20 protein-coding genes are annotated in these 23,889 nt (G+C 68.0%); 9 read left to right on the forward strand and 11 right to left on the reverse strand.

What is annotated here, in order from left to right; all coding sequences use genetic code 11:
- The first annotated feature begins 102 nt into the window (after positions 1-102).
- Entirely contained in the window at positions 103-3,123 is a 3,021-nt protein-coding gene (locus A5688_RS26100) for an MMPL family transporter (RefSeq protein WP_067913654.1), read from the forward strand.
- Here A5688_RS26100 and A5688_RS26105 read toward each other — a convergent pair whose 3' ends face one another.
- On the reverse strand, positions 3,124-3,729 hold the full coding sequence (locus A5688_RS26105) for a TetR/AcrR family transcriptional regulator (protein ID WP_067839547.1): 606 nt from the start codon (positions 3,727-3,729) through the stop codon (positions 3,124-3,126).
- 67 nt (positions 3,730-3,796) lie between these two features.
- On the opposite strand from A5688_RS26105, the gene A5688_RS26110 reads away from it, so the two are divergent.
- The 3 genes from A5688_RS26110 to fadD1 all read left to right on the forward strand — a co-directional run bounded on the left by A5688_RS26110 (position 3,797) and on the right by fadD1 (position 7,521).
- Positions 3,797-4,627, forward strand: a complete 831-nt coding sequence (locus A5688_RS26110) for an alpha/beta fold hydrolase (RefSeq protein WP_067913651.1) — start codon at positions 3,797-3,799, stop codon at positions 4,625-4,627.
- 48 nt (positions 4,628-4,675) lie between these two features.
- Positions 4,676-5,446, forward strand: a complete 771-nt coding sequence (locus tag A5688_RS26115; RefSeq protein ID WP_067913649.1) for an SDR family NAD(P)-dependent oxidoreductase — start codon at positions 4,676-4,678, stop codon at positions 5,444-5,446.
- A gap of 386 nt (positions 5,447-5,832) precedes the next feature.
- Positions 5,833-7,521 carry a fatty-acid--CoA ligase FadD1 gene (fadD1, locus tag A5688_RS26120; protein WP_067913645.1) on the forward strand — a complete coding sequence of 563 codons (1,689 nt, stop codon included), beginning with the start codon at positions 5,833-5,835 and terminating at the stop codon, positions 7,519-7,521.
- Here the strand turns inward: fadD1 and A5688_RS26125 are convergent.
- The 6 genes from A5688_RS26125 to A5688_RS26150 are packed head-to-tail and all read right to left on the reverse strand — an operon-like array spanning position 7,460 to position 13,764.
- Positions 7,460-8,110 (reverse strand): MarR family transcriptional regulator, encoded by a 651-nt coding sequence (locus A5688_RS26125; RefSeq protein ID WP_067839558.1) that lies wholly within the window; start codon positions 8,108-8,110, stop codon positions 7,460-7,462. The two genes, fadD1 and A5688_RS26125, sit on opposite strands and share 62 nt — an antisense overlap.
- Positions 8,107-8,541, reverse strand: a complete 435-nt coding sequence (locus A5688_RS26130; RefSeq protein WP_067913642.1) for a Zn-ribbon domain-containing OB-fold protein — start codon at positions 8,539-8,541, stop codon at positions 8,107-8,109. Before A5688_RS26130 ends, A5688_RS26125 begins: the two co-directional genes overlap by 4 nt.
- Positions 8,538-9,707: a thiolase family protein gene (locus A5688_RS26135; RefSeq protein ID WP_067913639.1), complete on the reverse strand. Its 1,170-nt coding sequence runs from the start codon at positions 9,705-9,707 to the stop codon at positions 8,538-8,540. The genes A5688_RS26130 and A5688_RS26135 overlap by 4 nt, the downstream gene beginning before the upstream one ends.
- Before the next feature lie 25 nt (positions 9,708-9,732).
- Positions 9,733-10,071 (reverse strand): hypothetical protein, encoded by a 339-nt coding sequence (locus A5688_RS26140; RefSeq protein ID WP_067839567.1) that lies wholly within the window; start codon positions 10,069-10,071, stop codon positions 9,733-9,735.
- Between the two features lies 1 nt (position 10,072).
- Entirely contained in the window at positions 10,073-12,406 is a 2,334-nt protein-coding gene (locus A5688_RS26145) for a CaiB/BaiF CoA-transferase family protein (RefSeq protein WP_067913637.1), read from the reverse strand.
- Positions 12,407-12,408: 2 nt separating this feature from the next.
- Positions 12,409-13,764 carry an amidohydrolase family protein gene (locus tag A5688_RS26150; protein WP_067913634.1) on the reverse strand — a complete coding sequence of 452 codons (1,356 nt, stop codon included), beginning with the start codon at positions 13,762-13,764 and terminating at the stop codon, positions 12,409-12,411.
- Positions 13,765-14,063: 299 nt separating this feature from the next.
- On the opposite strand from A5688_RS26150, the gene A5688_RS26155 reads away from it, so the two are divergent.
- Entirely contained in the window at positions 14,064-15,041 is a 978-nt protein-coding gene (locus A5688_RS26155; RefSeq protein WP_067913631.1) for a LacI family DNA-binding transcriptional regulator, read from the forward strand.
- Position 15,042: 1 nt separating this feature from the next.
- On the opposite strand, the gene A5688_RS26160 is transcribed toward A5688_RS26155, so the two are convergent.
- The 3 genes from A5688_RS26160 to A5688_RS26170 are packed head-to-tail and all read right to left on the reverse strand — an operon-like array spanning position 15,043 to position 18,906.
- Complete coding sequence (locus A5688_RS26160) at positions 15,043-15,453, reverse strand: Zn-ribbon domain-containing OB-fold protein (protein ID WP_067913628.1); 411 nt, start codon at positions 15,451-15,453, stop codon at positions 15,043-15,045.
- Positions 15,454-15,457: 4 nt separating this feature from the next.
- Positions 15,458-16,666, reverse strand: a complete 1,209-nt coding sequence (locus A5688_RS26165; protein WP_067913625.1) for a thiolase family protein — start codon at positions 16,664-16,666, stop codon at positions 15,458-15,460.
- 8 nt (positions 16,667-16,674) lie between these two features.
- Complete coding sequence (locus A5688_RS26170) at positions 16,675-18,906, reverse strand: acyl-CoA dehydrogenase (RefSeq protein ID WP_067913622.1); 2,232 nt, start codon at positions 18,904-18,906, stop codon at positions 16,675-16,677.
- 228 nt (positions 18,907-19,134) lie between these two features.
- Between A5688_RS26170 and A5688_RS26175 the strand changes: the two genes are divergently transcribed.
- A complete protein-coding gene (locus A5688_RS26175) occupies positions 19,135-19,731 on the forward strand; it encodes a TetR/AcrR family transcriptional regulator (RefSeq protein WP_067839587.1) in 597 nt (198 codons plus the stop codon).
- Here the strand turns inward: A5688_RS26175 and A5688_RS26180 are convergent, their stop codons facing one another.
- Complete coding sequence (locus A5688_RS26180) at positions 19,732-20,328, reverse strand: TetR family transcriptional regulator (RefSeq protein WP_067839632.1); 597 nt, start codon at positions 20,326-20,328, stop codon at positions 19,732-19,734. It abuts the gene before it with no gap.
- 62 nt (positions 20,329-20,390) lie between these two features.
- Here A5688_RS26180 and A5688_RS26185 point away from each other — a divergent pair, with 62 nt between their 5' ends.
- The 3 genes from A5688_RS26185 (at position 20,391) to A5688_RS26195 (ending at position 23,811) form a co-directional block, all read left to right on the forward strand.
- Positions 20,391-21,488, forward strand: a complete 1,098-nt coding sequence (locus A5688_RS26185; RefSeq protein WP_067913615.1) for a DUF1214 domain-containing protein — start codon at positions 20,391-20,393, stop codon at positions 21,486-21,488.
- Positions 21,485-22,657 (forward strand): sulfotransferase family protein, encoded by a 1,173-nt coding sequence (locus A5688_RS26190; RefSeq protein WP_067913613.1) that lies wholly within the window; start codon positions 21,485-21,487, stop codon positions 22,655-22,657. Before A5688_RS26185 ends, A5688_RS26190 begins: the two co-directional genes overlap by 4 nt.
- 80 nt (positions 22,658-22,737) lie before the next feature.
- A complete protein-coding gene (locus A5688_RS26195; protein ID WP_067913691.1) occupies positions 22,738-23,811 on the forward strand; it encodes a DUF190 domain-containing protein in 1,074 nt (357 codons plus the stop codon).
- Positions 23,812-23,889: the final 78 nt, after the last annotated feature.

Below are 23,889 nucleotides of genomic sequence, written 5' to 3' on the forward strand. Positions count from 1 at the left end.
AACGATCATAGGGGGAACGGTGCCACGGGGGACCTTTTCGGGGAACGGGTACGACCACGCCGATGGCGCTTGCGCGGAGTTGGCCGTCCGGCGGGGACCACGGTGACCACCTGCGTGGACGCGCCGCGGCGTGCTGGGCCGCCGCGTGAACGCACCGCAGAATACAGCGCGCGCCTTGCCGCCCTGGGCGGCTTTGCCGTCCGGCACAAGAGATTGGTGATCGGGGCGTGGATCGGCGTGGCGGTCATCCTCGCCGTCGGCTTCCCACAGCTGGAGACCGTCGTGCGCCGACAGTCGGTCCAGCTGTTGCCCAGCGACGTGGCGTCGTTTCAGGCGCTCGACCGCATGGCGACCGCGTTCGACGAGCGAGGCGCGAAGACCTCGATCGTCATCGCGATGGAAGACCCGGCCGGGCTGACCCCACCCGCGCGGCAACGCTACGACGCGCTCGTCGCCGCACTGCGCGCGGACAAGACCCACGTCCTGTTGGTCCAGGACCTGCTCGCCGATCCCACCACCAGAACCCACGCGTTGAGCCAGGACGGGAAAGCGTGGTTCCTGCCGATCGGGATCGCCGGCACACTCGGCGACCCCACGGCGGCGGCATCGGTCGACGCCGTGCGGGCGCAGGTTTCCTCCGTCTTCACCGGATCCCCGACCGTCGCCTACGTCACCGGCCCGGCCGCGACCTTCCGCGATCAGATCGCCTCCGGCGAACACGAACTGCTCTTGATCTCGGTCGCCACCGCCGCCCTCATCGGGCTCATCCTGCTGCTCGTCTATCGATCGGTGGCCACCGCCCTGCTGCCGCTGCTGGTCATCGGCGCGAGCGTGGCCGTTGGCCGGGGCGTGTTGTCGGCGCTGGGTGAATTCGGTGTTCCCGTCTCACAATTCACCATCGCATTCATGACCGCGGTGCTGTTGGGCGCAGGCACGGACTACAGCGTGTTCCTGATCAGCCGGTATCACGAGCAACGGCGACACCGAAACGCCCCGGATCAGGCCATCATTCACGCTTGCGGTAGCATCGGGCGCGTCGTGTTGGCTTCGGCGGCCACGGTAGCTCTGGCGCTGGCGTCCATGGTGTTCGCGCACCTGAGCGTGTTCCAAGGCGTGGGCCCCGCCTGTGGGATTGCCGTTTTGATCGGATTCCTGGCCACCGTCACACTGCTCCCCCCGCTGTTGGCGCTGGCGGCCGCCCGCGGCATCGCCGAACCCGGGGCCGACCTGTCGCGCCCGTACTGGAATCGGATCGCCGTCATGGTGGTTCGACGACCAACGCCATTGCTGGTCGCGAGTCTGGTGGCATTGCTGGCGCTGGCCGGGGTCGCGGCCACCATGACGATCAGCTACGACGACCGCACAGGCCAACCCGCCGGCACCGCCAGCAATCGCGGTTACCGGCTGTTGGATCGCCACTTTCCCAAAGACACCGTCATCAACGAATTCCTGCTCGTGCAGTCCGACACCGACATGCGCACGGCGAAAGGCCTCGCCGACCTCGACGGGCTGGCGTCGCGGGTCGCCCAGCTGCCCGGGGTCACCCGTGTCTCCGGTGTCACCCGCCCGACCGGGAGCCGGCTCGATCAGGCCCAATTGTCGTGGCAGAACGGGCAAATCGGCGACAAGATGGCTGGCGCCGTCGCCGACGGGCAGGCCCACCGCGACGACCTAACCAAGCTCACCAACGGGGCCGACCAACTAGCGGCCGGTTTGGGCCAACTCGACGCCACACTGCGCCGCGCGCTTACGCCGCTGACCGATCTGTTGAACCAAGCACGCAGCAGGGGCCAGACGCTGCAGACCGCTCGGCCCTTGCTGCAACAACTCAACGCCACCGCACCCGCGGTCGATCAGGCCGTCCACACCGGCGCGGGGCTGCGGCCGCTGGCCCAACAAGCCACCGGCGCTATCGCGGCAATCGAACCCCTCATCGACGGCCTCAACACCTCGGCCTGGTGTGCGGCCACGCCGCAATGCGGGCAGCTGCGCGACGAAACTCAGGTGCTGGTCACGCTGCGCAACGGTGGATTCTTCGACCGGGTGGCCGGTCTCAGCGATCAGTTCAACCAAAACACCTCCCTCGCAAGCACACTCGCCGATGTGCAGAACGCCGCCACCACCCTGCAGCAGACGCTCGGCGCGACCGGCGACCCCGCCGACCTCGCGGGCAACGTCCACCGCCTGCAAGACGGCGTGAGCCGGCTCGCCTCGGGCGCCCAGGCACTGGCCGCGGGGGTTCATGCCCTGGCCGACAGCAATATCCGTCAGCTCAGCGGCATGAGCCAAATCGCCGCCCAGCTCCAGAATTCCGCACGCGCCACGGCAGGATCGGACGCCGCCTCCGGCTTCTACCTCCCCCCAAACACATTCGAGAATCGTCAATTCGGCGATCTGGCGCGCCAATTCATTTCCCCGGACGGACACACCGCCCGGTTCGCCGTCACCTCTTCATTCGATCCCTATTCCGCCGCCGCAATGGACCTGAACCACAAGATCATTGACACCGCCAATGCCGCCCGGCCCAATACCTCGCTGGCCGGCACGACGATCTCCATGGCCGGCTTCACCGCCGTCAATTCCGACCTGCAGCACCTGCTGTCCGCCGACTTCGGCCGGCTGGCCACCACCACCCTGCTGATCGTCGGCCTGGTGTTGATCCTGCTGCTGCGCGCCCTGGTCGCCCCGCTCTACCTGCTGGGCACCGTCGTTCTGAACTACTTCGCCGCCCTCGGACTGGGAGTGCTGGTCTTCCAGTACGGGCTCGGCCACGACATCGCCTGGCCCGTACCGCTTCTCGCGTTCATCCTGCTGATCGCGGTGGGCGCCGACTACAACATGCTGGTGATCTCCCGCCTGCGCGAAGAATCCGTCCGCAGCATGCGCGTCGGCGTCCTGCGCACCGTCGCCGGCACCGGCTCCGTCATCACCTCCGCCGGACTCATCTTCGCGGCCAGCATGTTCGGGCTCATGATCGGATCGCTCGACATGATGATCCAAGCCGGCTTCATCATCGGCTGCGGACTGTTGCTGGACACCTTCGTCGTGCGAACCCTCACCGTCCCCGCTATCGCCACCCTGTTACGGGAACGGAGCTGGTGGCCCCAGCGGCGAAGCGCGTGATCACCCGTCGAACATCGCATTGATCAGTCGATGAAAGACCTGACCGACTTCGAGGCGGGACCGCTCCGGGTCGTCGGCGGTCGCAATGACCATCGCCGCCTCGTCCAGCGCGCCGATCAGCACGTGCGCCAACGGCCGCACCGGTTGCTCGGCCAGCTGGCCGGCCCGGATCGCCTCGGCGAGCATCTGCTCGGTCATGCCCAGGCTGTACCGCTGGGCGACATCACGAAAACCGGCCCAGCCCAGCACGCTCGGGGCATCCAGCAGCATCAACTGGCGCACCTCCGGATCGCCGGATACGTCCAGCCACGCGTCGACCGCGGCCCGGACCGCTTCCGCGGGTGTGGTGGCTCCGGACTCGGCCACCATGACGGCCATCCGCGCCATCACGTCCTGCTCGACGGCCTCGACGACCTCGCGGAATAACGCTGCCTTGTCGGCGAATTGGTGGTACATCGCGCCCCGGGTGACCCCGGCCGCGCTGGCGATCTCCGGCGTCCCCACCTCGGTGTAACCCCGCAGCCCCCACAGCTTGCGGGCAGCCGAGATCAGCGCGTCGCGGGTCGCCGCGGAGCGCTCTTCCTGGGTCCGTCTCTTGCTTTCCATACAGCCTGTTGGTAACTTACGAACAGGCAGCCTGTTTGTAAGTGTATCCCTGAACTAGGAGTTTGCTATGTCGACGATCGACATTAGTGCCGGAACCATCCATTACGAAGCAACCGGACCCGAGGACGGCAGGCCCGTCGTGTTCGTGCACGGATACATGATGGGCGGGCAATTATGGCGCCAGGTCAGTGAACGCCTGGCCGCTCGCGGGTTGCGGTGCATCGCCCCGACCTGGCCGCTGGGCGCGCACCCGGAGCCGCTGCGCCGCGGCGCCGACCGGACCATCACCGGTGTCGCCGGCATGGTCGCCGAGGTACTTGACGCGCTCGACCTGCAGGACGTGGTGCTGGTCGGCAACGACACCGGCGGCGTCGTCACCCAGCTGGTGGCCGTGCATCATCGCGAGCGGCTGGGTGCGCTGGTGCTCACGAGTTGCGATGCGTTCGAACACTTTCCGCCGCCGATCCTCAAGCCGGTCATTCTGGCGGCGAAGACCAAGCCGACCTTCCGGGCCGCGGCCCAGGCCATGCGCTTGCCGGCGGCGCGCAAGCGCGCGTTCGACGGGCTGGCGCATCGCAACATCGACGCCCTCACCGAGGCATGGGTGCAGCCGGGGCTCTCCGACCCGCGCATCGCCGAAGACCTTCGGCAGTTCACACTTTCGATGCGCACCGAGGTGACGACGACCGTTGCGGCCCGGCTGTACGACTTCGACAAGCCGACGCTGATCGCGTGGTCGGCCGACGACGTGTTCTTCGAGCAGGAAGACGGGGCGCGGCTGGCCGCGACCATTCCCAACGCCAGGCTCGAAGTCATCCCGGGAGCCCGTACCTTCTCCATGATCGACCAGCCCGACCGGCTCGCGGATCTGCTGTCGACGATCGCGGTCCGCACCTGAGCGGCTGGCCTGCATGACGCCACCGCTGCTCGCGGTAGCGTCTTGGCCATGTCAGATGCAACGTCGCCCCTGCACGGCCGGCGAATCCTGGTGACCGGCGGCGCCACCGGTATCGGCGCGGCCGCCGTCGAAGTCCTCACGGCGGCGGGAGCCGAGGTGGCCGCGACGTATCACCAGACGCCACCGCCGGAAGACCTGGCGGCCGAGTGGCTGCAGTGCGACGTGCGCGAGGCCGAGGCCGTCTCCGCGATGGTCGCCGAGGCGGCGCGGCGCCTGGGCGGCCTCGACGTTCTGGTGAATGCCGCGGGCCTGTGGCAGGCGGGGATCCCCGGCTACATCGACGCCGACGCCATCTCGTTCCTGTTGGACACCAACGTCAAGGCGACTATCCTCACCAACCAGGCCGCCTACGCGGTGATGAAGGATCAAGACCCCAAGGGCGGCAGGATCATTAACTTCGGGTCCTCCGAAGCCGTTATGGGCAGCCCGATCTCGGCGGTCTACGCGGCGACCAAGGGTGCGGTGCAGGCGTGGACGCGGTCGGCCGCCAAAGCCTGGGCCGGTGACAAGGTCACCGTCAACGCGCTGGCGCCGGCGGTGCAGACGGCCGGCGCCGATCGGCTCCGGGAATTCCTCGGCCCGGACGCCGCGGCGCTGATCGACCAGCAGATGCAGATGATGATCCCGCTCGGCGGCACCCTGGGCGAGCCCGCCCGCGACGTCGGGCCGATGCTGGTGTTCCTGGCCGGGCCCGGTTCTGGCTTCATCACCGGGCAATTGCTGGCGGTGGACGGCGGCCTGATGATGGTGGGCGGATAGGCAGTGCGCCCCGCTACCAACACCGCGGCGCCGCATCAGCTTTGGGTGTCGCCTTCCGGCGAGGCCGATCGGCTGCCGCGACGCCGCCGGCCGGAGGAGCCAACCGACCGCGATTCCGAGACTTCGTCACGTATCTCGCGCGCTCGGTTCCTGAGCAGGATCAGCGACCTGTGCAGTTCAAACAGCATGGGGCAATGATCGCACCCCGATGCGGACGGACCCGCCATACACGCTGGCTTCGGCGGGAACCCTGGGCGAAATGGGCGTGAAGACTTTTACAACACCATCGGTGGGTGTGCGGCGGTTTTCCGGCGCGGAACCGCCCGCTACTATAAGACGGACCGTCTCGTCTCGTAGGATGGGCAGAGTGAGGGTGAATCCGGCCGATGGCTGACGACACGATTCAAGCACTGCTGCGCAAGCGCTTGTCCGACCCGTCGATCGCGGTGAAATACCGTGACGTGCAATGGACTTGGCGCCGATATCTTCAGGGCGCCGCGTCGCGGGCCGCCGCGCTGATCGCCGCCGCCGATCCGAACCGGCCGATGCACATCGGCGCGCTGCTGGGCAACACCCCCGAGATGGTCAGCCAGATGGCGGCGGCCGGGCTCGGTGGCTACGTGCTGTGCGGACTGAACACCACCCGGCGCGGTGAGGCGCTGGCCGCCGACGTTCGCCGCGCGGACTGCCAGTTCGTCGTGACCGACGCCGAACACCGGCCGCTGCTGGACGGCTTGGACCTGGGGGCGACGCAGATCCTCGACTCGTCGACGCCGCGATGGGACGAATTCGTCGACGCCGCCGGTGAGCTGGAACCGCACCGTGAGGTGACTGCGATGGACGCCTTCATGATGATCTTCACCTCGGGGACGAGCGGAAATCCCAAGGCGGTGCAGGTCTCCCACCTCATGGCGACGTTCGCGGGCCTCAACCTGGTCCAGCGCTTCGCCCTGACCGAACAGGACACCTGCTACGTCTCGATGCCGCTGTTTCACTCCAACGCGGTCGTCGCCGGGTGGGCGCCCGCGGTGTGCTCCGGTGCCGCCATGGTGCCGGCGAAGTTCTCGGCGAGCAGTTTCCTCGACGACATCCGTCGCTACGGCGCCACCTACATGAACTACGTCGGCAAGCCGCTCGCCTACATTCTCGCCACCGCCGAACGCGACGATGACGCCGACAATCCCCTGCGGGTGGCCTTCGGCAACGAGGCCAACGACAAGGACATCGACGAGTTCGGCCGCCGGTTCGGGGTGCAGGTCGAGGACGGGTTCGGCTCCACCGAGAACGCCGTCATCGTGATCCGCGAAGAGGGCACCCCCAAGGGCTCGATCGGCAAAGGCATGGACGGGATCGCGATCTACAACAGCGACACGATCACCGAATGCGCGGTGGCCCGATTCGACGCCGACGGCGCCCTCGCCAACGCCGACGAAGCGATCGGCGAGTTGGTCAACACGGCCGGTTCGGGTTTCTTCACCGGCTACTACAACGACCCGGACGCCAACGCCGAACGCATGCGTCACGGCATGTACTGGTCCGGGGACCTGGCCTACCGCGACGCCGAGGGCTGGATTTACCTGGCCGGCCGCACCGCAGACTGGATGCGGGTGGACGGCGAGAACCTGGCCGCGGCTCCCATCGAGCGGATTCTGTTGCGGCACAGCGCGATCAGCCGGATCGCGGTCTACGCCGTGGCGGACGGTCACGTGGGCGATCAGGTGATGGCCGCGATCGTACTCAACGACGGTCACACCCTTGCGCCCGCCGATTTCGAAGCGTTCCTCGACGCGCAGCCCGACCTGTCCCCCAAGGCCCGCCCGCGTTACGTCCGCATCGCGGCCGACCTGCCCAGCACCGCCACGCACAAGGTGCTCAAGCGTCAGTTGATCGCGCAAGGCACGGCCGTGGGGGCCGACGAAGTGCTGTGGGAGCGCGAACCGCGGGGCACGGCCTACACGGTTCGCAGCGATCCCAAGGGCGGCGGGGCCGGGCAAGGCGGGTCGCCACCCACGGCTAGGCCGGGCTCCTCGGTGCCCGACGCCGGATCTGACCCTTCGACCGCCGCACCCGTTTGACCGGGTCTCGGCTTGTGCCGCCGGCGATCTCGTCGCGCAGCTGAGAGATGTTGGAGATCTCCGCGTACAGGCCGCGGATCGCGTAGTCCAGGACGGCGAAGGAGTAGCGCTGCTCGGGGTCGTCGGTGATGCCGAGTTCGACCGACCGCTGCCGCGACCAAAGTGCCTCGTCCAGCCGGGCCCGGGTCGCGTCGAGATGCCGGTCCAGGGTGTCGAGGACGTGTTCGGGATCCTGGCCGCGGGCCAGCCAGGTCTTGAGGATGACGGGGTGTTTGATGACCACCTGGTCCTGACCGGGGAAATGCTGGACCCAGCGGCGCAGCGCGTCGAGGCCGGCATCGGTGGTCTCGTACAGGGTGATGGCGCGCTTGCCCGATTGTGCGCCGGTCTCGCTGACCATGCCCCGCTGCAGCAGGCGGGTCAATTCGCGTCGCACGTGGCTGACCGATGGAGACCAATAGAAGTGGCCGACCGAGAGTTCGGCGCGCATCTTGATCTCGCCGGCGGTGAGTTGCTCGTCGTTGGCCGCCAGCACCCCCAGGACCAGGTAGGCGGTGACCGGCAGTCCGTTGGCGGTTCTGGGGCTCACGGACCGTCTGTTTCCGCGCCGGTGAAGTACGGGAGCGTCACGTCGGGTCCCGCGGTATGGAATTCCACGCGCACCCGCATGCCGATGGCCAGGTCTTCCGGCGGCACGCCGACGACATTGGTCAGCATCTGGTAACCCTCGTCCAGGGTGATGATGGCCGGCGCATAGGGCGGCTCGAATTCCGCTGTGACCGGCCGGTAAACGACCGTCCAGCTGTAGATCTCGCCCCGGCCGCCGCCCCACTGCCAGCTGACGTCCTCCGAAAGGCATTGGCGGCAATGCTCGGTCGGCGGGAAGTTCGCCAATCCGCAAGCGCCGCAACGCTGGTAGCGCAACTCTCGGGCGCGGCATCCCTCCCAGAACGGAACGCTGACGTGGCTGCTCGCATGCGGGACGGGCCCGGACTGGGGCCGCAGTGGATCTGACGTCATCGTGGTTCGTCTCCCAGGATCAGCACCGTTGTGAACAGGGCCCCCGCTCCCCCGTTGCTGCACAGCGCGACGTGCGCGTCGGGGACTTGAAGCTCGCCGGCCCGTCCGCGCAGCTGTTGGACCGCCCGGATGGCGCGCTGCATCATCTGCGGGTTGGCGCCCGCGTGGCTGAACGACATGGTTCCGCCATCGGTGGTGATGGGATGGCTGCCGTCGATGGCGATGTGACCGTCGGCGACGAACGGTCCACCCTCGCCGTCGCCGCAGAAGCCGAATGCCTCGAGCTGGCGGATGATTTCGAACGAGAACGGGTCGTAGAGCTCCAGCACGTCGACGTCGTCGCGGCGCAACCCGGCGTGGGCGAACGCGCATTCGGCCGCACGCCGGCCCACCACACCATTGACGTACCTGCCGTGATCCCCTCGCCGCCCGGCAAGATCATAGGCGGGCGGGTGCTGGTACGACGGGCCGTGGAAGTCCGCGCCACTGCCCAGCACGTAGATGGGCTGGCTTGCACCGTCGGTCTTTTCGACGTTCGCCACGACCAGTGCGCAACCTCCTTCGGAGGTGGTGGCGCAATCCAGGAGGTGGAACGGGTCGGCGATGGGCCGGGACGCGGTGATATCCGCGGGCGTGAACGGTCCACGGTCGTAGTAGACGGCCTCGGGATTGCGGGAGCCGTTGTTGCGGATGGTCGCCGCCACCATCGAAAGTTGTTCGCGCGTGGTGCCGTACACGTGCATGTGTCGCCGTGCGATGAGCGCGAACTCGGCGGTGGTGAACATGCCCCAGGGGGCGACGAATTCGTTCTCGGGCCGGGTCCACGGCGCCGTGGCCTCGTGGTCGCGGTATTCGCCGGCCTGGGCCGCGACCAGCACCACCACGTCGGCCATGCCGTGCTCGATGGCGGTGACCGCCTCGGTGATCATGCCGACCCCGAACGCCAGGCCCTGCCAGGCCGGGCCGATGCGCAGGTCGTAGATCAACGAGGTCGACTGCGGGCTCGCGCTGATGCCGTCGACGTCGTCAAGCGTCAGGCCGGCATCGTCGAGCGCGCCCAGGATCGCCTTGATCGCCAGGCCGCGTGAGGTTTCGCCGTCCAGCCGCCGCCCCTGCCGGGTGTTGTGCACTCCGACGATCGCCGCGGTGCGCTTCGCCGCGGTCATCGATATTCCATTCCGTTTCAGCCCTTCAGTTTTCGTCCGCGACGACACCGAGGTAGGTGCCGCGGATTTCGTATCGTCGCCCGTCGCGGATGATGGTGCCGATCGTCGTGGCACGTGTGTCGATCGTCTGGGTGTCGGCGGCATCCATATCCAAGACGTCGATTCGCACGTCCACCGGGCGTGCCGTCTGCGGGTCGGTGATCTCGACGACCATCGCGACCGCGTGCTCGCCGGCGTCCCATTCGACGCTGGTGATGCGGTGACGAGCGGTCAGCTCCATCACCACGGAGTCCTGGCGCACCAAGAAGCGCACCGGTGCGCACAGTTCGCCGGCGCGGGGCGGCACGCACAGGCTGACCGCCATCTCACAAACCCGCCGGCCGGTCGCTGATGGTTCCCGACTCCCGCAGTTCGGCCAGGTCGTCCTGGCTGTGCCCCAAAACGTTGGTCAGCACCTCACCGGTGTGCTGGCCATACAGCGGCGCCACGCGCCGAATCCAGCGCCGTGGCATGCCGAGGAACACGAAAGGCATTCCGGTGCAGAGGAAAGAACCTGTCACGGGGTGGTCGACGGTCTCCCAGAAGCCGCGGGCCCGCAGCTGCGGATCGGTCAGCAGGTCCGCGGCCGGTGTGACGCGGGCAGCGGCGACCCCGGCTGCGCGTAACGCATCGACGGCCTCGGCCGCCGAATGCAAAGCGGCCCAGTCGGAGATCAGCTTGTCGACGTCGTCGCCCCGTTCGGCCCACCCGGTTTCGTCCAGCCCCGGCCGGCCGAGAAGCCCGGCCAGCGACACGCGGGCGGCGTCGTCCATCGCGGCGAGCGCGACCCATTCGTCGTCGCCACGGCAGCGGTAGACGCCCTGGGGCGCGGCCCCGGGGCCGCGGTTCCCGTTGCGGTGCATCGCGATTCCGTTACGCGAATACTCGACCAACATTTCGGCCGCCACGTTCAGCGCGGCCTCGACCATGGTCGATTCCACCTGCATTCCGGCGCCCCGGCGGTCGCGGATCACCAGTGCCGCGATGGCGGCGAACGCGGCGTGCAGGCCGGCAATCGGGTCGCACACACCGCGCGGGATCACCGGTGGGCCGTCGGCGTGCCCGGTCATCCACGCCATGCCGGTCGCCTGCTCCATGGTCTGCGCGAAGCCGACGCGATCGCGCCACGGGCCGTCGAGGCCGAACGCGGGCATCCGGACCAGGATCGCCCGCGGGTTGGCCGCGCGCACCGCGTCGAATTCCAGGCCGAAGTTGGCCATCACCCGGGGCGAGAAGTTCTCGACGACGAGATCGCTTGCGGCGATGAGCTCGAGCGCCAGCTCTCGTCCGGCGTCGGTGCCCAGTTCGATGCTGACGCCCCGCTTGTTGTTGTTGCTGCACAAGAAGACCGCGCCCCATTCCCACCATTGGTCCCAGTCGGGCGGGCGGCCGGCGGCAAACCGCATGCCGTCGGGCCGGCGCACGCCCTCGATCTTGATCACGTCGGCGCCCAGGGCGCCGAGCAGTTGGGTGGCGACCGGGCCGGCCCAGAAGGCGGTGAAGTCGGTCACCCGGACGTCGGACAACGGCAGCGTGTCGGCGTCGTCGCCGCGGGGCGGCTCGGGTCGCACCGGCCACTGCACGCGTCCGTTGTCGGCGCCGAGCACCGGCGGTTCCCCGGGTGCCGCGGTTGTGATGGCGTCGCTGCGATACGGCACCCGCGGCGCCAGCACCCCGGTGCGCGATTCGACGAAAACGCCGCGATCCACGAAGTGGTCGATATTCGGGAGCATCTCGGGCGTGGCGATGGGGGCCACCGGAATCCGGAACGCCACCGCGAGATCGACGATCTCCTGGGTGGTACGGCATCCGGTCCATTCGGTGAGCATGCCGAGGAACTCGTCGCGGCGCTCGACACGGCCGGCGAACGAGGCCAGTTCGGCGTCGTCGACGAGGTCGGGGCGCTCGATCATCACCAGGAAGTCCTGGAACTGTTGCGCGGTGATGGTGCAGAAGCCCACCATGCCGTCGGCCGTGGGGACGATCGACGGAAGTTCCAAACTGCGTTCGTACAGAAGCGAATCGGCGCCCAGCACGCTGGCCGACATCGCGGACAAACCGCCCATGGCGATCGCCATGGCCTCGTACGTCGAGACGTCGATGACCTGGCCCCGGCCGCTTCGGCCCGCATGCCTGGTTGCCGCCGCGGCGGCCGCGGCCGCGAACGTGCCCGCCAGCCACTCACCGAGCCGGCCGCCCGCCTGCACCGGCTCGTCGTCCGGCCAGCCGCGACCGGCGATCGATCCGCACAGCGCTTGCAGGATGAACTCGTTGGCGACGACCTGATCGTCGACGTAGGGCCCGGTGGTGCCGAACGGCGTGACGGCCACCACCACGGCCGAAGCCGCCGTGTGCGTGGTGATGTCGTCGAGCGTCCACCCGTCGGTGAGGTCGGTGAGCACCAGGTCGGCGCCGGCCAGCAACGCGGTGATCTCGGCCTGGCCGCGGTTGACCACCGACTTCTTGCCCGCGGCCAGGTAGCCGAACAACGCGCCGGGTGGTCCGCCAGCCGACCAGCCGCGCAGCGAATCACCCTGCGGGGATTCGACTTTAACCACGTCGGCGCCGGCGTCGGCGAACATCTTGCCGCAGTAGGACACCGCCAGTCCGTTGCACAACTCCAGCACGCGCCAGTGCGCGAACGGCGCCTCGGCCCGCACGCTCAGTTGCCCAGGGTGGTGGCGCGTCCGGCGATGCCGGACACCTCGACCGTCACCGGCGCCTGCGCCGAGGCCTGAGCCTGCAGCGCGAACTGCGTCATCCGCGTCCACGCGTCACGGTCACGCTGGCTCGCGTGGCGGCCGACATGGGTGACCACGTCCACGTCGGTGGCCTGGGCGCGCAGATAGCCGGCCCGCGCATGCTCCTTCGGGATGTACCGGAACGGGTCGAACGAGTATGCGGCCATGGCGTTTTCGTGGGTGATCTTGTTGATGACCGCGTCGTCGAGGTGGCCCATGGTGGCGATGATGTCCTCCGGCGCGAAGGGCCAGTTGCTGTCGGAGTGCGGGAAGTCGGACTCCCAGCACAGCATGTCCTCGTTGAACCAATTCATGTTCTGCACACCGACTTTGTCGCTGATGAAGCAGGTGTAGAAGTGTCGCTTGAACACGTCGGTGGGCCCGTCGTAGCCGGGCGGGAAGGACGCCAGCGTCCAGCCCGAGTGACGGTTGTAGACGTGCTCGGCGCGCCACAGGAAGTACGGGATCCATCCGACGTCGCCCTCGGTCAGCGAGAACTTCAGCTGCGGAAAGTCCGCCCAGAACTGCGCCCAGATCAGCTCGGTGAAGGTGAACATGCTCATCATCGACGAGGCGGTCATCTGCACGCTGGGCGGGGCGTCGGTCGACACCTGCGGGGATCGCGACGCGGAGCCCACGTGCGTGCACAGCACCGTGTTGCTCGCGCAGACCGCCTCGAACAACGGATACCAGTACTTGGTGTGAATGCTGGGCATTTGCAACGCCTCTGGGTTCTCCGAGAACGTGACGGCGTGACAGCCCTTGTCGGCGAGGCGTTTGACCTCCTTGGCGGCCTCGGCCACGTCGAACAGCGGCAGGATGCCGCACGGGATGAACCGGCCCGGGTAGGCGCCGCACCATTCGTCCACGTGCCAGTCGTTGTAGGCCTTGATCATCACCAGGTTCGTGTCGCGGTCGGGGCCCTGGTTGAGGACCTGGCCGGAGAAGCCGGTGAAGTTCGGGAAGTTCAACCCGGCCAGCTGGCCGCCGGCGTTCATGTCCCGCACCCGCTCGTCGACGTTGAAGCAGCCCGGCCGCATCTCGTCGTAGCGTGAGGCGTCGATGTTGTACATCTCGCGCGGCTTTCCCGCGACGGCGTTCAGGCCCATATTGCGGCCACGGATCTCGCCGTAGTACCACTGCTGAATTCCGTCGGGTTCCAGGACGACCCGCGGGGCGCGGTCTTTGTAGGCGGCGGGAACGTGGGCGTCGAACATGTCGGCCGGCTCGGCGATATGGTCGTCCACGCTGATCAGAATCAGATCGTCCTTGTTCATGCCGCGCTCCTCGATCGATTCGATAGCGACTAGTAGACAATGGTGTGCATCACAGTGTCAACCGGTGTCGCTGGTCAGCGTTTCCCGTCGTCAACGGGCTTAACTTGCTGCAGTGCAAGGGTGAAGCTGCGTGCGACGAGGCCACGGGGCGCGGGTCAGTTTCGTCCCGCCACGGGCACCGATAGCGACTATTAGTCGATCAATCCGGGCGGCGGTGGACTCCGGTGGTGGGATCCCGCGATGTCGATCGGCATCGCGTGCCACCATGGGGCATGGCCGGGCCGGGAAGGTAGCGGGAGTTGACCACCAATAAAGCTGCGCGTCCGACCACCGCCGACGTGGCCCGGTTGGCCAGCGTGTCGACCGCCACGGTCAGTTATGTGCTGAACAACGCGCAGGGGCGGCGCATCTCCGCGGACACCCGCGATGCGGTGTACCGCGCGGCCAAGCTGCTCGGTTACCGCCCCAATCTCGCCGCCCGCAACCTCGCGCGCGGCAAGAGCGGTGTGGTGCTCTACGTGGTGCCGCACGTGGCCGTGGGCGAGATGCCGATGCATGCCGGTAGCCGGATGACCACCGCCCTGGCCCGCGAGGGTTTTCTTCAGGTGCAGATCTTCGAAACCGACGACGACCAGCACGTGGTCGACGCCATCGAGAGTCTGGACCCCGTCGCGGTCACCAGCCTGTTCCCGCTGAGTGCGGCCGCCCGCCAAGCGGTGACGACGGCGGGCATCCCCCATATCGAGATCGGGACGCTGCCCGCGCTCAGGGACCCGCATCTGTCCGTTGGTGAGATGCGGGTCGAGCACCTGGTGGAACGCGGCCACCGCCGGATCGCGTTCGCCTACACCGGAATTGCGAGGTGGCGCCCGCTGGGTGACTACTGGTTCGAGGGCGTTTCACGCGCGGCGCAGTTGCGTGACCTTCCCCCGGTGCGGGTCGGCGAGGTCACCCTGGACACCGCCGCCGACGTGGTCGCCGGCTGGGTGGGCGACGGGGTGACCGCCGTGTGCGCGCAAAGCGACGAGATCGCCTGCCTCGTCCTCTACGGACTCCATAAGGCGCGGCTGCGCTGCCCCGGTGATCTCGCGGTGATGGGCGTCGACGCGAGCCCGATGGGCATGGTGAGCACGCCGCCGTTGACCACCGTGCAATTCGATCCCTGCGCGGTCGCCGACGCGGCCCTGGCCGCGGTCTTCGAGCGGCTGGGTCACCCGGCACCACCGTCTCCCGAGCTGACCGACATCGCCCGCCTGGTGGTACGGTCGTCGACCTAGCTCAGTCGGCGGGCTCGTAACGCAGCAACGTGACGTCGTGTTCGGGGTAGTCACAGAACACCGGCCTCACCCGCATCCCCACCTTGAGGCGGGCCGGGTCGACGTTGACCATCTCGGTGGAAAACCTTGGGCCCTCGTCCCATTCGACGATGGCGGGCAACTGGGGCACGGCGTCGGCGAAATGCGGGCTGACCGGCCGGTGGGCCACCGTGTAGGAGTAGAGCGTCCCCATCCCGGAGATCTCGCGCCATTCCAGGTCGTCGGCCAGGGTGCGCGGCGCGCGCACCCGCGGGTAGAACACATAGGCCTGCAGCGACGGCGAGTACTGGATGACGATGCGGTGCTCTGCCAGCGCATCCCAAAAGGGTGCGCTGGTAGGCGTTTTGACGGGCATCGGGCGTTCGAACTTCATCTCCTCAGTCTCCTTGCAGAATCAGCGTGGTCTGCTCGGACAGGATCCCGCCGTTGCCGGACACGAAGGCCCGGTTGCAGTCCGCGACCTGCGCGGCGCCCGCCCGGCCCATGATCTGGCGGGTGGCGTCGCAGACGTGGTGCATTCCCCCTGCCAATCCCGCTTGGCCGAAACCCAATTGGCCACCGGCCGTGTTGAGCGGGAAGTCGCCGCGGAAGGTCAGGTCATGGTTGTTGACGAACTCCATGCCCTTGCCCTTCTCGCAGAAGCCGGCATCCTCAAGCGAGAGCAGCACGGTGATGGTGTAGCAGTCATAGATCGAGACCATGTCCATCTGGTCTCGGGTCAGGTCGGTCATCGCGAAGGCGGTGTCGGCGGCCTCGGCGATCGGAGTATGCAGGAGATCCTTCGCGTAGGTGGGGGTCTTGAATGGCACGTGCTCGCCGAATCCCTTGATCCACACCGGGCGATTACGCGACCGCTTGGCGACGTCCGCGCTGGCGACGACCACGGCGGCGCCGCCGACGCAGGGCATCACGATCTCGAGCATGTGCAGCGGGTCTGCGATGACCGGGCTGGCCAGCACGTCGTCGACGGTCAGTGGCTTGTCCTTCCAGATCGCGCCGTCGGTGTGGTTGGCGTTGACCCGCTGGTCGACCACGATCTTGGCCATCGCGCGCTCGTCGTAGCCATAGACCGCGGCGTAGCGCTGCGCCACCTGACCGTACGGCCCGTTCTGTCCGAGGTTTCCGTAGGGAATCTCGAATTCGGCCTGCGGAGAACCATATTGGTTGCTCGACGAGCCGAAGAAGATCGCGTCGACCATGGGCCGCGGCTTCTTCTTGGACGACGGGGTGATGTAGCGCGCGGGCAGCGCGCACAGGACGGCGTCGCAGATCCCCAGCTCGATGGCCGCGGCCGCGCGCCACACCATGGCCGCGGCGCTGGCGCCGCCCAGATCGACGTGCTCGGCGAATCGCGCTCCCACGCCCAGGTATTCGGCGATCGTGGACGGGACAAAGATCTCCGACTCGGCAAGGTGCGATGCCGCGATTCCGTTGACGACGTCGCCCGGCAGCCCCGCGTCCGCGAGCGCGGCTGCACCCAGTTCCGCCCACTGCTCGAGGACGAACGGCGCGGGCGAGGCCTTGTTGAGCCGCTCGGGCGGAAGTTCGACATATCCGACGATCGCGGCTTCTCCGCGTAATCCCATGCCGTGCCCTACTTTCGGGGTAATCCGAGAATCATCTGCGCGATGATGTTGAGCTGAATCTCGCGGGTGCCGCCGCCGATCAGTTCGGCGGGGAGGTGCAGATAGGGTTCCACGACCGCGGCGTCGGGGTCGTCGACCATCGCGACCTGCCCGGTCAACTGCAGCGTGGCCTGGAAGGTGCGCCGCAGCAGCACATTCATGGCGACCTTGGCGATGCTGGACGCCGGGCCGGACGCCTGGCCGTCGAGCAGCCGAATGGTTTCCCGCACCCCCAGCGCCCTGATCGCGTTGGTGTAGGCGTCGAGCTCGCCGAGCTCACGCGACGCGTCCTCACGATCGGGTCCGGGCTGAGCGGCCAGCCGGCGCAGCGCGACGGCGCGGTCGAACTTGACGTATCCGCTGATGGCCGAACGCTCTTCGGCCATCGTGGCGATCGCGAGGCTCCAACCGTCGGTGGGTCCGCCCAGCAGCATCTCGTCGGGAACGAATACGTCGTTGAGGAACACCTCGTTGAAGTGTGCCTGCCCGGTTGCCGTCTTGATCGGCTGGATCTCGACCCCGGGGGATCGCATGTCGAGGATGAAATAGCCGATGCCGCGGTGCTTGCTGGCTTCGGGGTCGGTGCGTGCGAGCAGCGCACCCAGGTCGGCGTACTGCGCCAGCGACGTCCAGATCTTGTGGCCGTTGATCCGCCAGCCGCCATCGACCTTGGTCGCCCGGGTGCTCAGCGACGCGAGGTCCGAGCCGGCTCCCGGCTCGCTGAACAGCTGGCACCACAGGATGTCGCCGCGTTGGGTCGCGGGAATCAGCGCCTCTTGCAAATCTTTTGGTGCCGCTGCCAAGACCGAGGGCAGGATCCATTCGGCGATGTTCAGCGACGGCCGGACCAGACCGGGTCGCTTGGCGAACTCCTCGTCGATGATGAGCTGCTTCAACGGATCGGCGCCCACGCCCCACGGCGCCGGCCAGTGCGGCGCCATCAGACCGGCGTCGGCGATCAGCGTGCGTTGCGGCCCGGTGGCGAGGTGCTCATAATCGCCGTGCGGTGCGGGTTTGTCATTGCGCAACTGCAGGGCCGCATCCAGCGTTTCGGCCACCCAGGAACGGAATTCGGGTTCCGCGTCGCCGAGATTCACCGACATGTCGCGCGTCTGGGTGCACGTCAACTCCCCCAGCCGCCGCGCCCAGCGATTCGCCGGACCGATCGATCCCGCCAGGCTGATGGCCCGCCGCCAGTACAGGTGCACGTCGTGTTCCCAGGTGAAGCCGATGGCGCCGAGCATGGTCAGGGCGTCGAGCACCAGATCCGGCGCGGGCGAGATCGCGATCACGGCCGCCCCGGCCGCGGCGAGGCGGTGCTGGTCGAGTGACTCGTCGACGGCGCGCACCGCGTCCCAGGCTGCCGCGGTGGCCAACTCGCTGTTGACCAAGAGCATCGCCGCACTGTGCTGCAGCGCCTGGAAGGTTCCGATCACCTTGCCGAACTGCTCGCGGATGCGTAGGTGCGCGGTGACGGCCTCCACGCACCACTGGACGATCCCGGCGGTCATGCTGGCGACGAGTCCCACCATCACGCAGCGGGCGCGCTCGGGATCGATGGCGGTGAGCAGGTCGGGCTCGGCCGCCCGGTAGTTGTCGAGTCGCAGGATCCCGGCGTCGCCGACCAGGTCGGTCCCGGAGACGGGTTCGGCTGTGGCCGTGGGGTTTTCGGGGTCCACCTGCAGCCAGACGACGTCGCCGTCATCGGTATGGGCGCCGACGAGGAGTATCCGCGCCGCGCAAACGCCGGCGGTGATCGCCGATGCGCCGCTGATCAGCCATTGCCCCTCTTCGGCCCGCGCGCGCAAGCCGCCGCCGTCGTCGTCGGGCAGGACGATCGCCGCGGTGGCGCCCGACGCCAGGTCGCGCAGCAATGACTGCGCGGTCGGTGTCGGCTCGGCGAGCAGTGCGACGGCTCCGGCGGCCACCGTCGGCAGCAGCGGCCCGGGCAGCAGCGCCTTGCCCGCCGATCCCAGGACGCATGCGGCGTCGATCGGCCGTCCGCCTTGGCCGCCGAGGTCTTCGGGCAGATGCACGGCATGAAAGCCGTTTGCCACCAGGGCATCCCACCATTCCGGCACTCGTCCGGCGGCAAGATCGTCGAAACCGTCACGCGTCGCGGCGATGGGAGCGTTGCGGGCGGCGAACTGGCCCACGGCGTCGCTGAGCGACTGCTGCTCCGGACTCAGTCCCAGGGTCACGAGGACGGCCGAGAGATGACTGGCGTTGGCCGCACGGACTGCTATCCTTTCGGCTCTGATGGCGGCGACCCGCTGCGCCCGGCTTCCGCCGCGCGTGCGATCACCGCGATGCAAGACGGACCGTCTCGTCTTGTGGAAGACTACCGGGGCGAGTCAGGATATGTAAAGCGGGCCCGATCCCCCGGCGAGCGGCTTTCGATCTGAGTTCGCAGAAGCGAGGACCACCAGATGCCAACCGATCTCAGCGGGGTGAACGCGCAGGCGGGCGCGCCTCGTAGGCGCAGCGAGAAGTCTCGCACGGCGATCGTCTCCGCGACCCGTGAACTGTTGCTCGAGCGCGGATTCGACGGGCTGACCATCGAGGCGGTCGCCGCGCGCGCCGGTGTGGGCAAGCAGACCATCTACCGGTGGTGGCCCACTCGTCCCGCGCTGGTCGCCGACGTGATGCTTCAGGACGCCGACAAACTGCTCGCGTCGGTCAACCACAGCGGCAACCTCACCACCGACCTGGTGGCCTGGGTGGGCAAGCTGTTCGCGAGCCTGACGACGGCACGGGGTTCGGCCATGCTGCGAACGCTGACCGTCGCCTGCATGGAACACGAGGACACCGCCGTCAAACTGCGCGCCGGATTCAGTGCCCCGCTGCACGACAGCGTGCGGGCCCGGCTGCTGGCCCATGGGATCAACGAGGCCACCGCCGAATCGGCCGCGGACGCGATCGTCGGCGGGGTGGTGTACCCGATCCTTTCCGGCGCGCAGCCCTACTCGCGCCGGCGAGCCGAACGGACCACCCGGCTCATCGTCGAGGCGCTTACCGAAAGCTGATCATCCGACCGTCACCGCGGCCAGCCCCCGGCGCACCCGGTCGGGCAGGGACCCGCCGTGACTCAGCCAGTCATCAAGCGCGATGCGCACCGCCGCCATGGCCAGGGCACCGATCAGTCGCGGGCGCGGATCCTGCGCGGTCAGCCCGGGCATCCGGGGGGCGATGAGCTCGGCGATCGCCGACTCGTAGCGCACATAGATGTGCAGCGTCCACGCGTCCAGCGTCTCGGATGACCTTGTCAGCGTGGCTAATTCGCGGATCTGCGTTTCGATCTCGGCGAAGCCGCGGGCGAGTTCACCGAATGCGCCGGCCACCGCTTCGAGGGCGGTCAGCTGCGGCGGCTGGGCGGCCAGCGCCGTGGTGATCCGGTCCAGCCAGTGGGCGTTCATGCCCTCGGCGACGGCGTCTTCCTTGGAGTTGAAGTAGCGGAAAAACGTCGCACGGCCGATATCGGCGGTGTCGGCGATGCGGTCCACGGTGGCGCCGGCCAGGCCGCGACTGGCGACCAGCTGGGCCGCGGCCGTGGCGATGCGCTGACGCGTCGCCGCCCGCTTCCGCTCGGCCAGCGACGGCGTAGCGGACGCTGAACCAGACATGTCCCCACCCTTTTCTTGCGAATCGACACCGAAAGCGTAAGACATAGTCTTAGCATGAGACGATGTCTCATAGCCCCGATTCGTCCGATCCGCCGGCCCCCCAGGCGCGCGCCGCATGGCAGTTCTTCCAGCAGATGCTCACCGACGTCACGAAGATCGTGACCGAGGACGCCGAGTCGGAGCGAGAACTGGCGGAGGGTTTGCGCCTGATCGCGCGGGTGTCGTCGCTGTGTGCGCAGATGACGGTCGAGTCCGACGCCGAGCGGCCGTCGTTCTTCGATATGTGTTCGGAGAACCGGATGGTCGGCGGCCCCAACCCCGACGGGAACTACTACCTGGCGATGATTCGCGGCGACCGCCGCTACCGGATCGCCGGAACCCGCGGCACCAGCGCCTACCTCGGATTCCAGGTTCTGGCCGGCACCGGACTGACCCCGCGGCGGATGGCGGGCTATGTCAGCGACGGCGACCTTGCGGTCGACTCCGGCGAATTCGCGCTCGTGCTCTCCGCCGACGAGCCCACCGATCTGGCCGGCGCCCAGTGGGTGAAGATTCCCGGCGACGCCTCGTCGGTGGTCGTCCGGGAATACATCGGCGACCGGGCGAGCGAGGAATTGGCCGTGCTACGAATCGAGGCACTGGAACCCGGGCCCGTGACGACGCTGACCGACGACGAGCTGGCCGACCAGTTCACCGCGATGGCGTGGTCGCTGATGAAGCTCGCGTCGCTGCACCGCACCATCAAACCGGAACTGCTGCAAACCCCGAACACCTTGTTGACTGCCCAGGCCGCCGACCTGGGTGCGGCCGACACCACGCCGGACAACCTGTACATGATGGGGACCTTCCGGCTCGAACCCGGCCAGGCCCTCCTCCTCGAGATCGCGCCGCCCGACACCCGGTACTGGAACGTCACGCTGGAAAGCATCTGGCATGAATGCCTGGAGCCGCGCCGCCGGCACAGCTCGGTGACGAACCGCGGCGTCCAGCCCGACGCCGACGGACGGGTGCGGATCGCAATCTCCGCCAACGACTTCGGGCTCGGCCATTGGCTCGACACCGGCGGCCGGCATCGGGGCTTTATCGTCCTGCGCTGGCTGGGCAATCCGAGCCCGCCCGAGGTCACGGTATCGGTGCGCGAAGGCGAGGAGCGGATATGACCTTGCAGGACCGATTCGCCCCGGAACGGCTCATCGCCGCCGCCTGCGAGGAAGTCGGCAGCGACGACTTCGGCGACGAGGGCTGGCGGCCCGGGCTGCACCGGGTCACCGACGGACTGATCAATGACGCTCGGCTGTCCGATATCGGTGTCGAGATCGCTCACCTCGACATCATGCGGGCATTGAAGAACCGGCTCGGCGTAATCGCTTGGCGTAAAAAGCATCCCGAGGTCGCCGCGGAGGAGATCAAGGCGCCGATCTTCATCGTCGGCCAGCCGCGCACCGGCACCACGATCCTCTACGACCTGCTCGCACAGGACCCCGAACTGCGCGCACCGTTGACCTGGGAGGTCGACGAGCCGTGTCCGGTGCCGCAGCCCGAGACCTACCACAGCGATCCCCGGATCGCCCAGATACAGGCCAGCATTGACCTTTCCGAGCAGATCATGCCCGGCTTCCTGGCCTTCCATCCGATGGGCGCACTGGTCGGCCAGGAGTGTGTGCGCATCACCGCGGCCGAGTTCGTCAGCATGATCTTCTCGGTGCAGTATCGGCTGCCGAGTTACTACCGTTGGCTGCTGTATGAAGCCGACCACGCCGGCGCCTATCGCTTCCATCGAATCTTCTTGCAACACCTGCAGTCTGGCGTGCCGGGCCAATGGCTGCTCAAGTCGCCGGCGCACCTGTGGCAGCTGGATGCGCTGCTGGCCGAATACCCGGACGCGCTGATCGTGCAGACCCACCGCGACCCGCTCAACGTCATCTCGTCGATCGCCGCGCTGACCCACCACCTGCGCCGCATGTGCAGCGACCAATCCAGCATCACCGAATGCGCGGCCCAGTCTTACGAGGAGATCGTCGTCGGCCTGGAGCGCGAGATGGCCTTGCGTGACAGCGGCGCGGTGCCGGCGGGCCGGGTAATCGACGTGCAATTCGCCGACTTTATGACCGATCCGTGGACCACGATCAAAGACATCTACCAACGGTTGGACCGCGAGCTGCGGCCCGATGCCGAGGGCAAGATGCGCGACTTTCTCGCCTCTCACCCGTCGGACGGCGGGCGGGGCCGGTACACCTGGTCGGACACCGGGCTGGACGCCGTCGAGGTACGTGATCGGGTCAGCGCCTACCAGGACCGCTACGGGGTGCCCACCGAACAGCTGCGCTGAGGTCGGCCGCGCATCGAACACCGCTGCGGCGCTTGACGTCTGCGAACGGGTAGGCTCACCGCAAGGCGACGGGAGTGGTGATGGACGACGATTGCCTGAAGCTCACCACCTATCTGGCCGAGCGCAGGCGAACCGGGGACAGCTTTGTCTCCGATGTGCTCCTCGGCTTGTATGCAGAGCACCGCATCGCGTGCGGCGTCCTGCTGCGCGGCATCGGCGGGTTCGGCACCGGGCATTATCTGCGCACCGACGAGTCCTTGACGTTGTCCGAGGACCCGCCCGTCGCGGTCGTCGCCGTCGACACGAGGACGAAGATCGAAGCCCTGCTGGATCCGGTGCTGGCGGTCAAGCAGCGCGGCCTGGTCACCCTGGAGCGCGCCCGGCTGCTCCACGACGGCATCGGGCCACTGCAGCTGCCGGAGGATCTTCGCGGCGCCGTCAAGCTGACGATCTACGTCGGCCGCAAGCAACGCGTCAACGGCTCGCCCGCCTACATCGCCCTCTGCGACCTGATGCACCGGCGCGGTCTGGCCGGCGCCACGGTGCTGCTCGGGGTCGACGGCGTCGCACACGGAGAACGCCAGCGCGCCAACTTCTTTGGTCGCAACGCCGACGTTCCGATGATGATCGTGGTCGTCGGATCCGGTGAGCGCATCGGCGGCGTGCTACCCGAGCTCGGCGAGCTGCTGCGCCGGCCGCTGTTCACGCTGGAACGGGTCCAGGTGTGCAAGCGCGACGGCCAGTTACTGGAGCGCCCGCACGCCCTGCCCGGCGTCGACGAACGGGGCCTGCCGCTGTTTCAGCAGCTGACGGTCTACACCTCGGAGTCGGCACACCACGGCGGGGTGCCCATTCACCGCGCGATCGTCCAGCGGCTGCGCCAGGCCAAAACGGTTGACGGCGCCACGGTGCTGCGCGGCGTCTGGGGATTCCACGGCGACCACCCGCCGCATGGGGATGGCGTGTTCTCCCTGACCCGCCGGGTTCCCGTCGTCACCGTCGTGATCGACACCCCGGCCAGCATCGCCGAATCCTTCGCCCTCATCGACGAATTGACCCGGGACGAGGGCCTGGTGACCAGTGAAATGGTGCCCGCGCTGGTCTCCGACGACGGCGACACCGGACCACCGCGGATGGCCCAGCACCGCTGCTAGCTGTACCCGGCAGGGACGTTGTTGACGATTCGGCTGTGAGAAGGGAGGACCTCCGGGCTTAGTGGAGATGTCTGACGT

The sequence above is a fragment of the Mycobacterium mantenii genome, from assembly GCF_001667865.1.
GTDB lineage: Bacteria > Actinomycetota > Actinomycetes > Mycobacteriales > Mycobacteriaceae > Mycobacterium > Mycobacterium mantenii_A.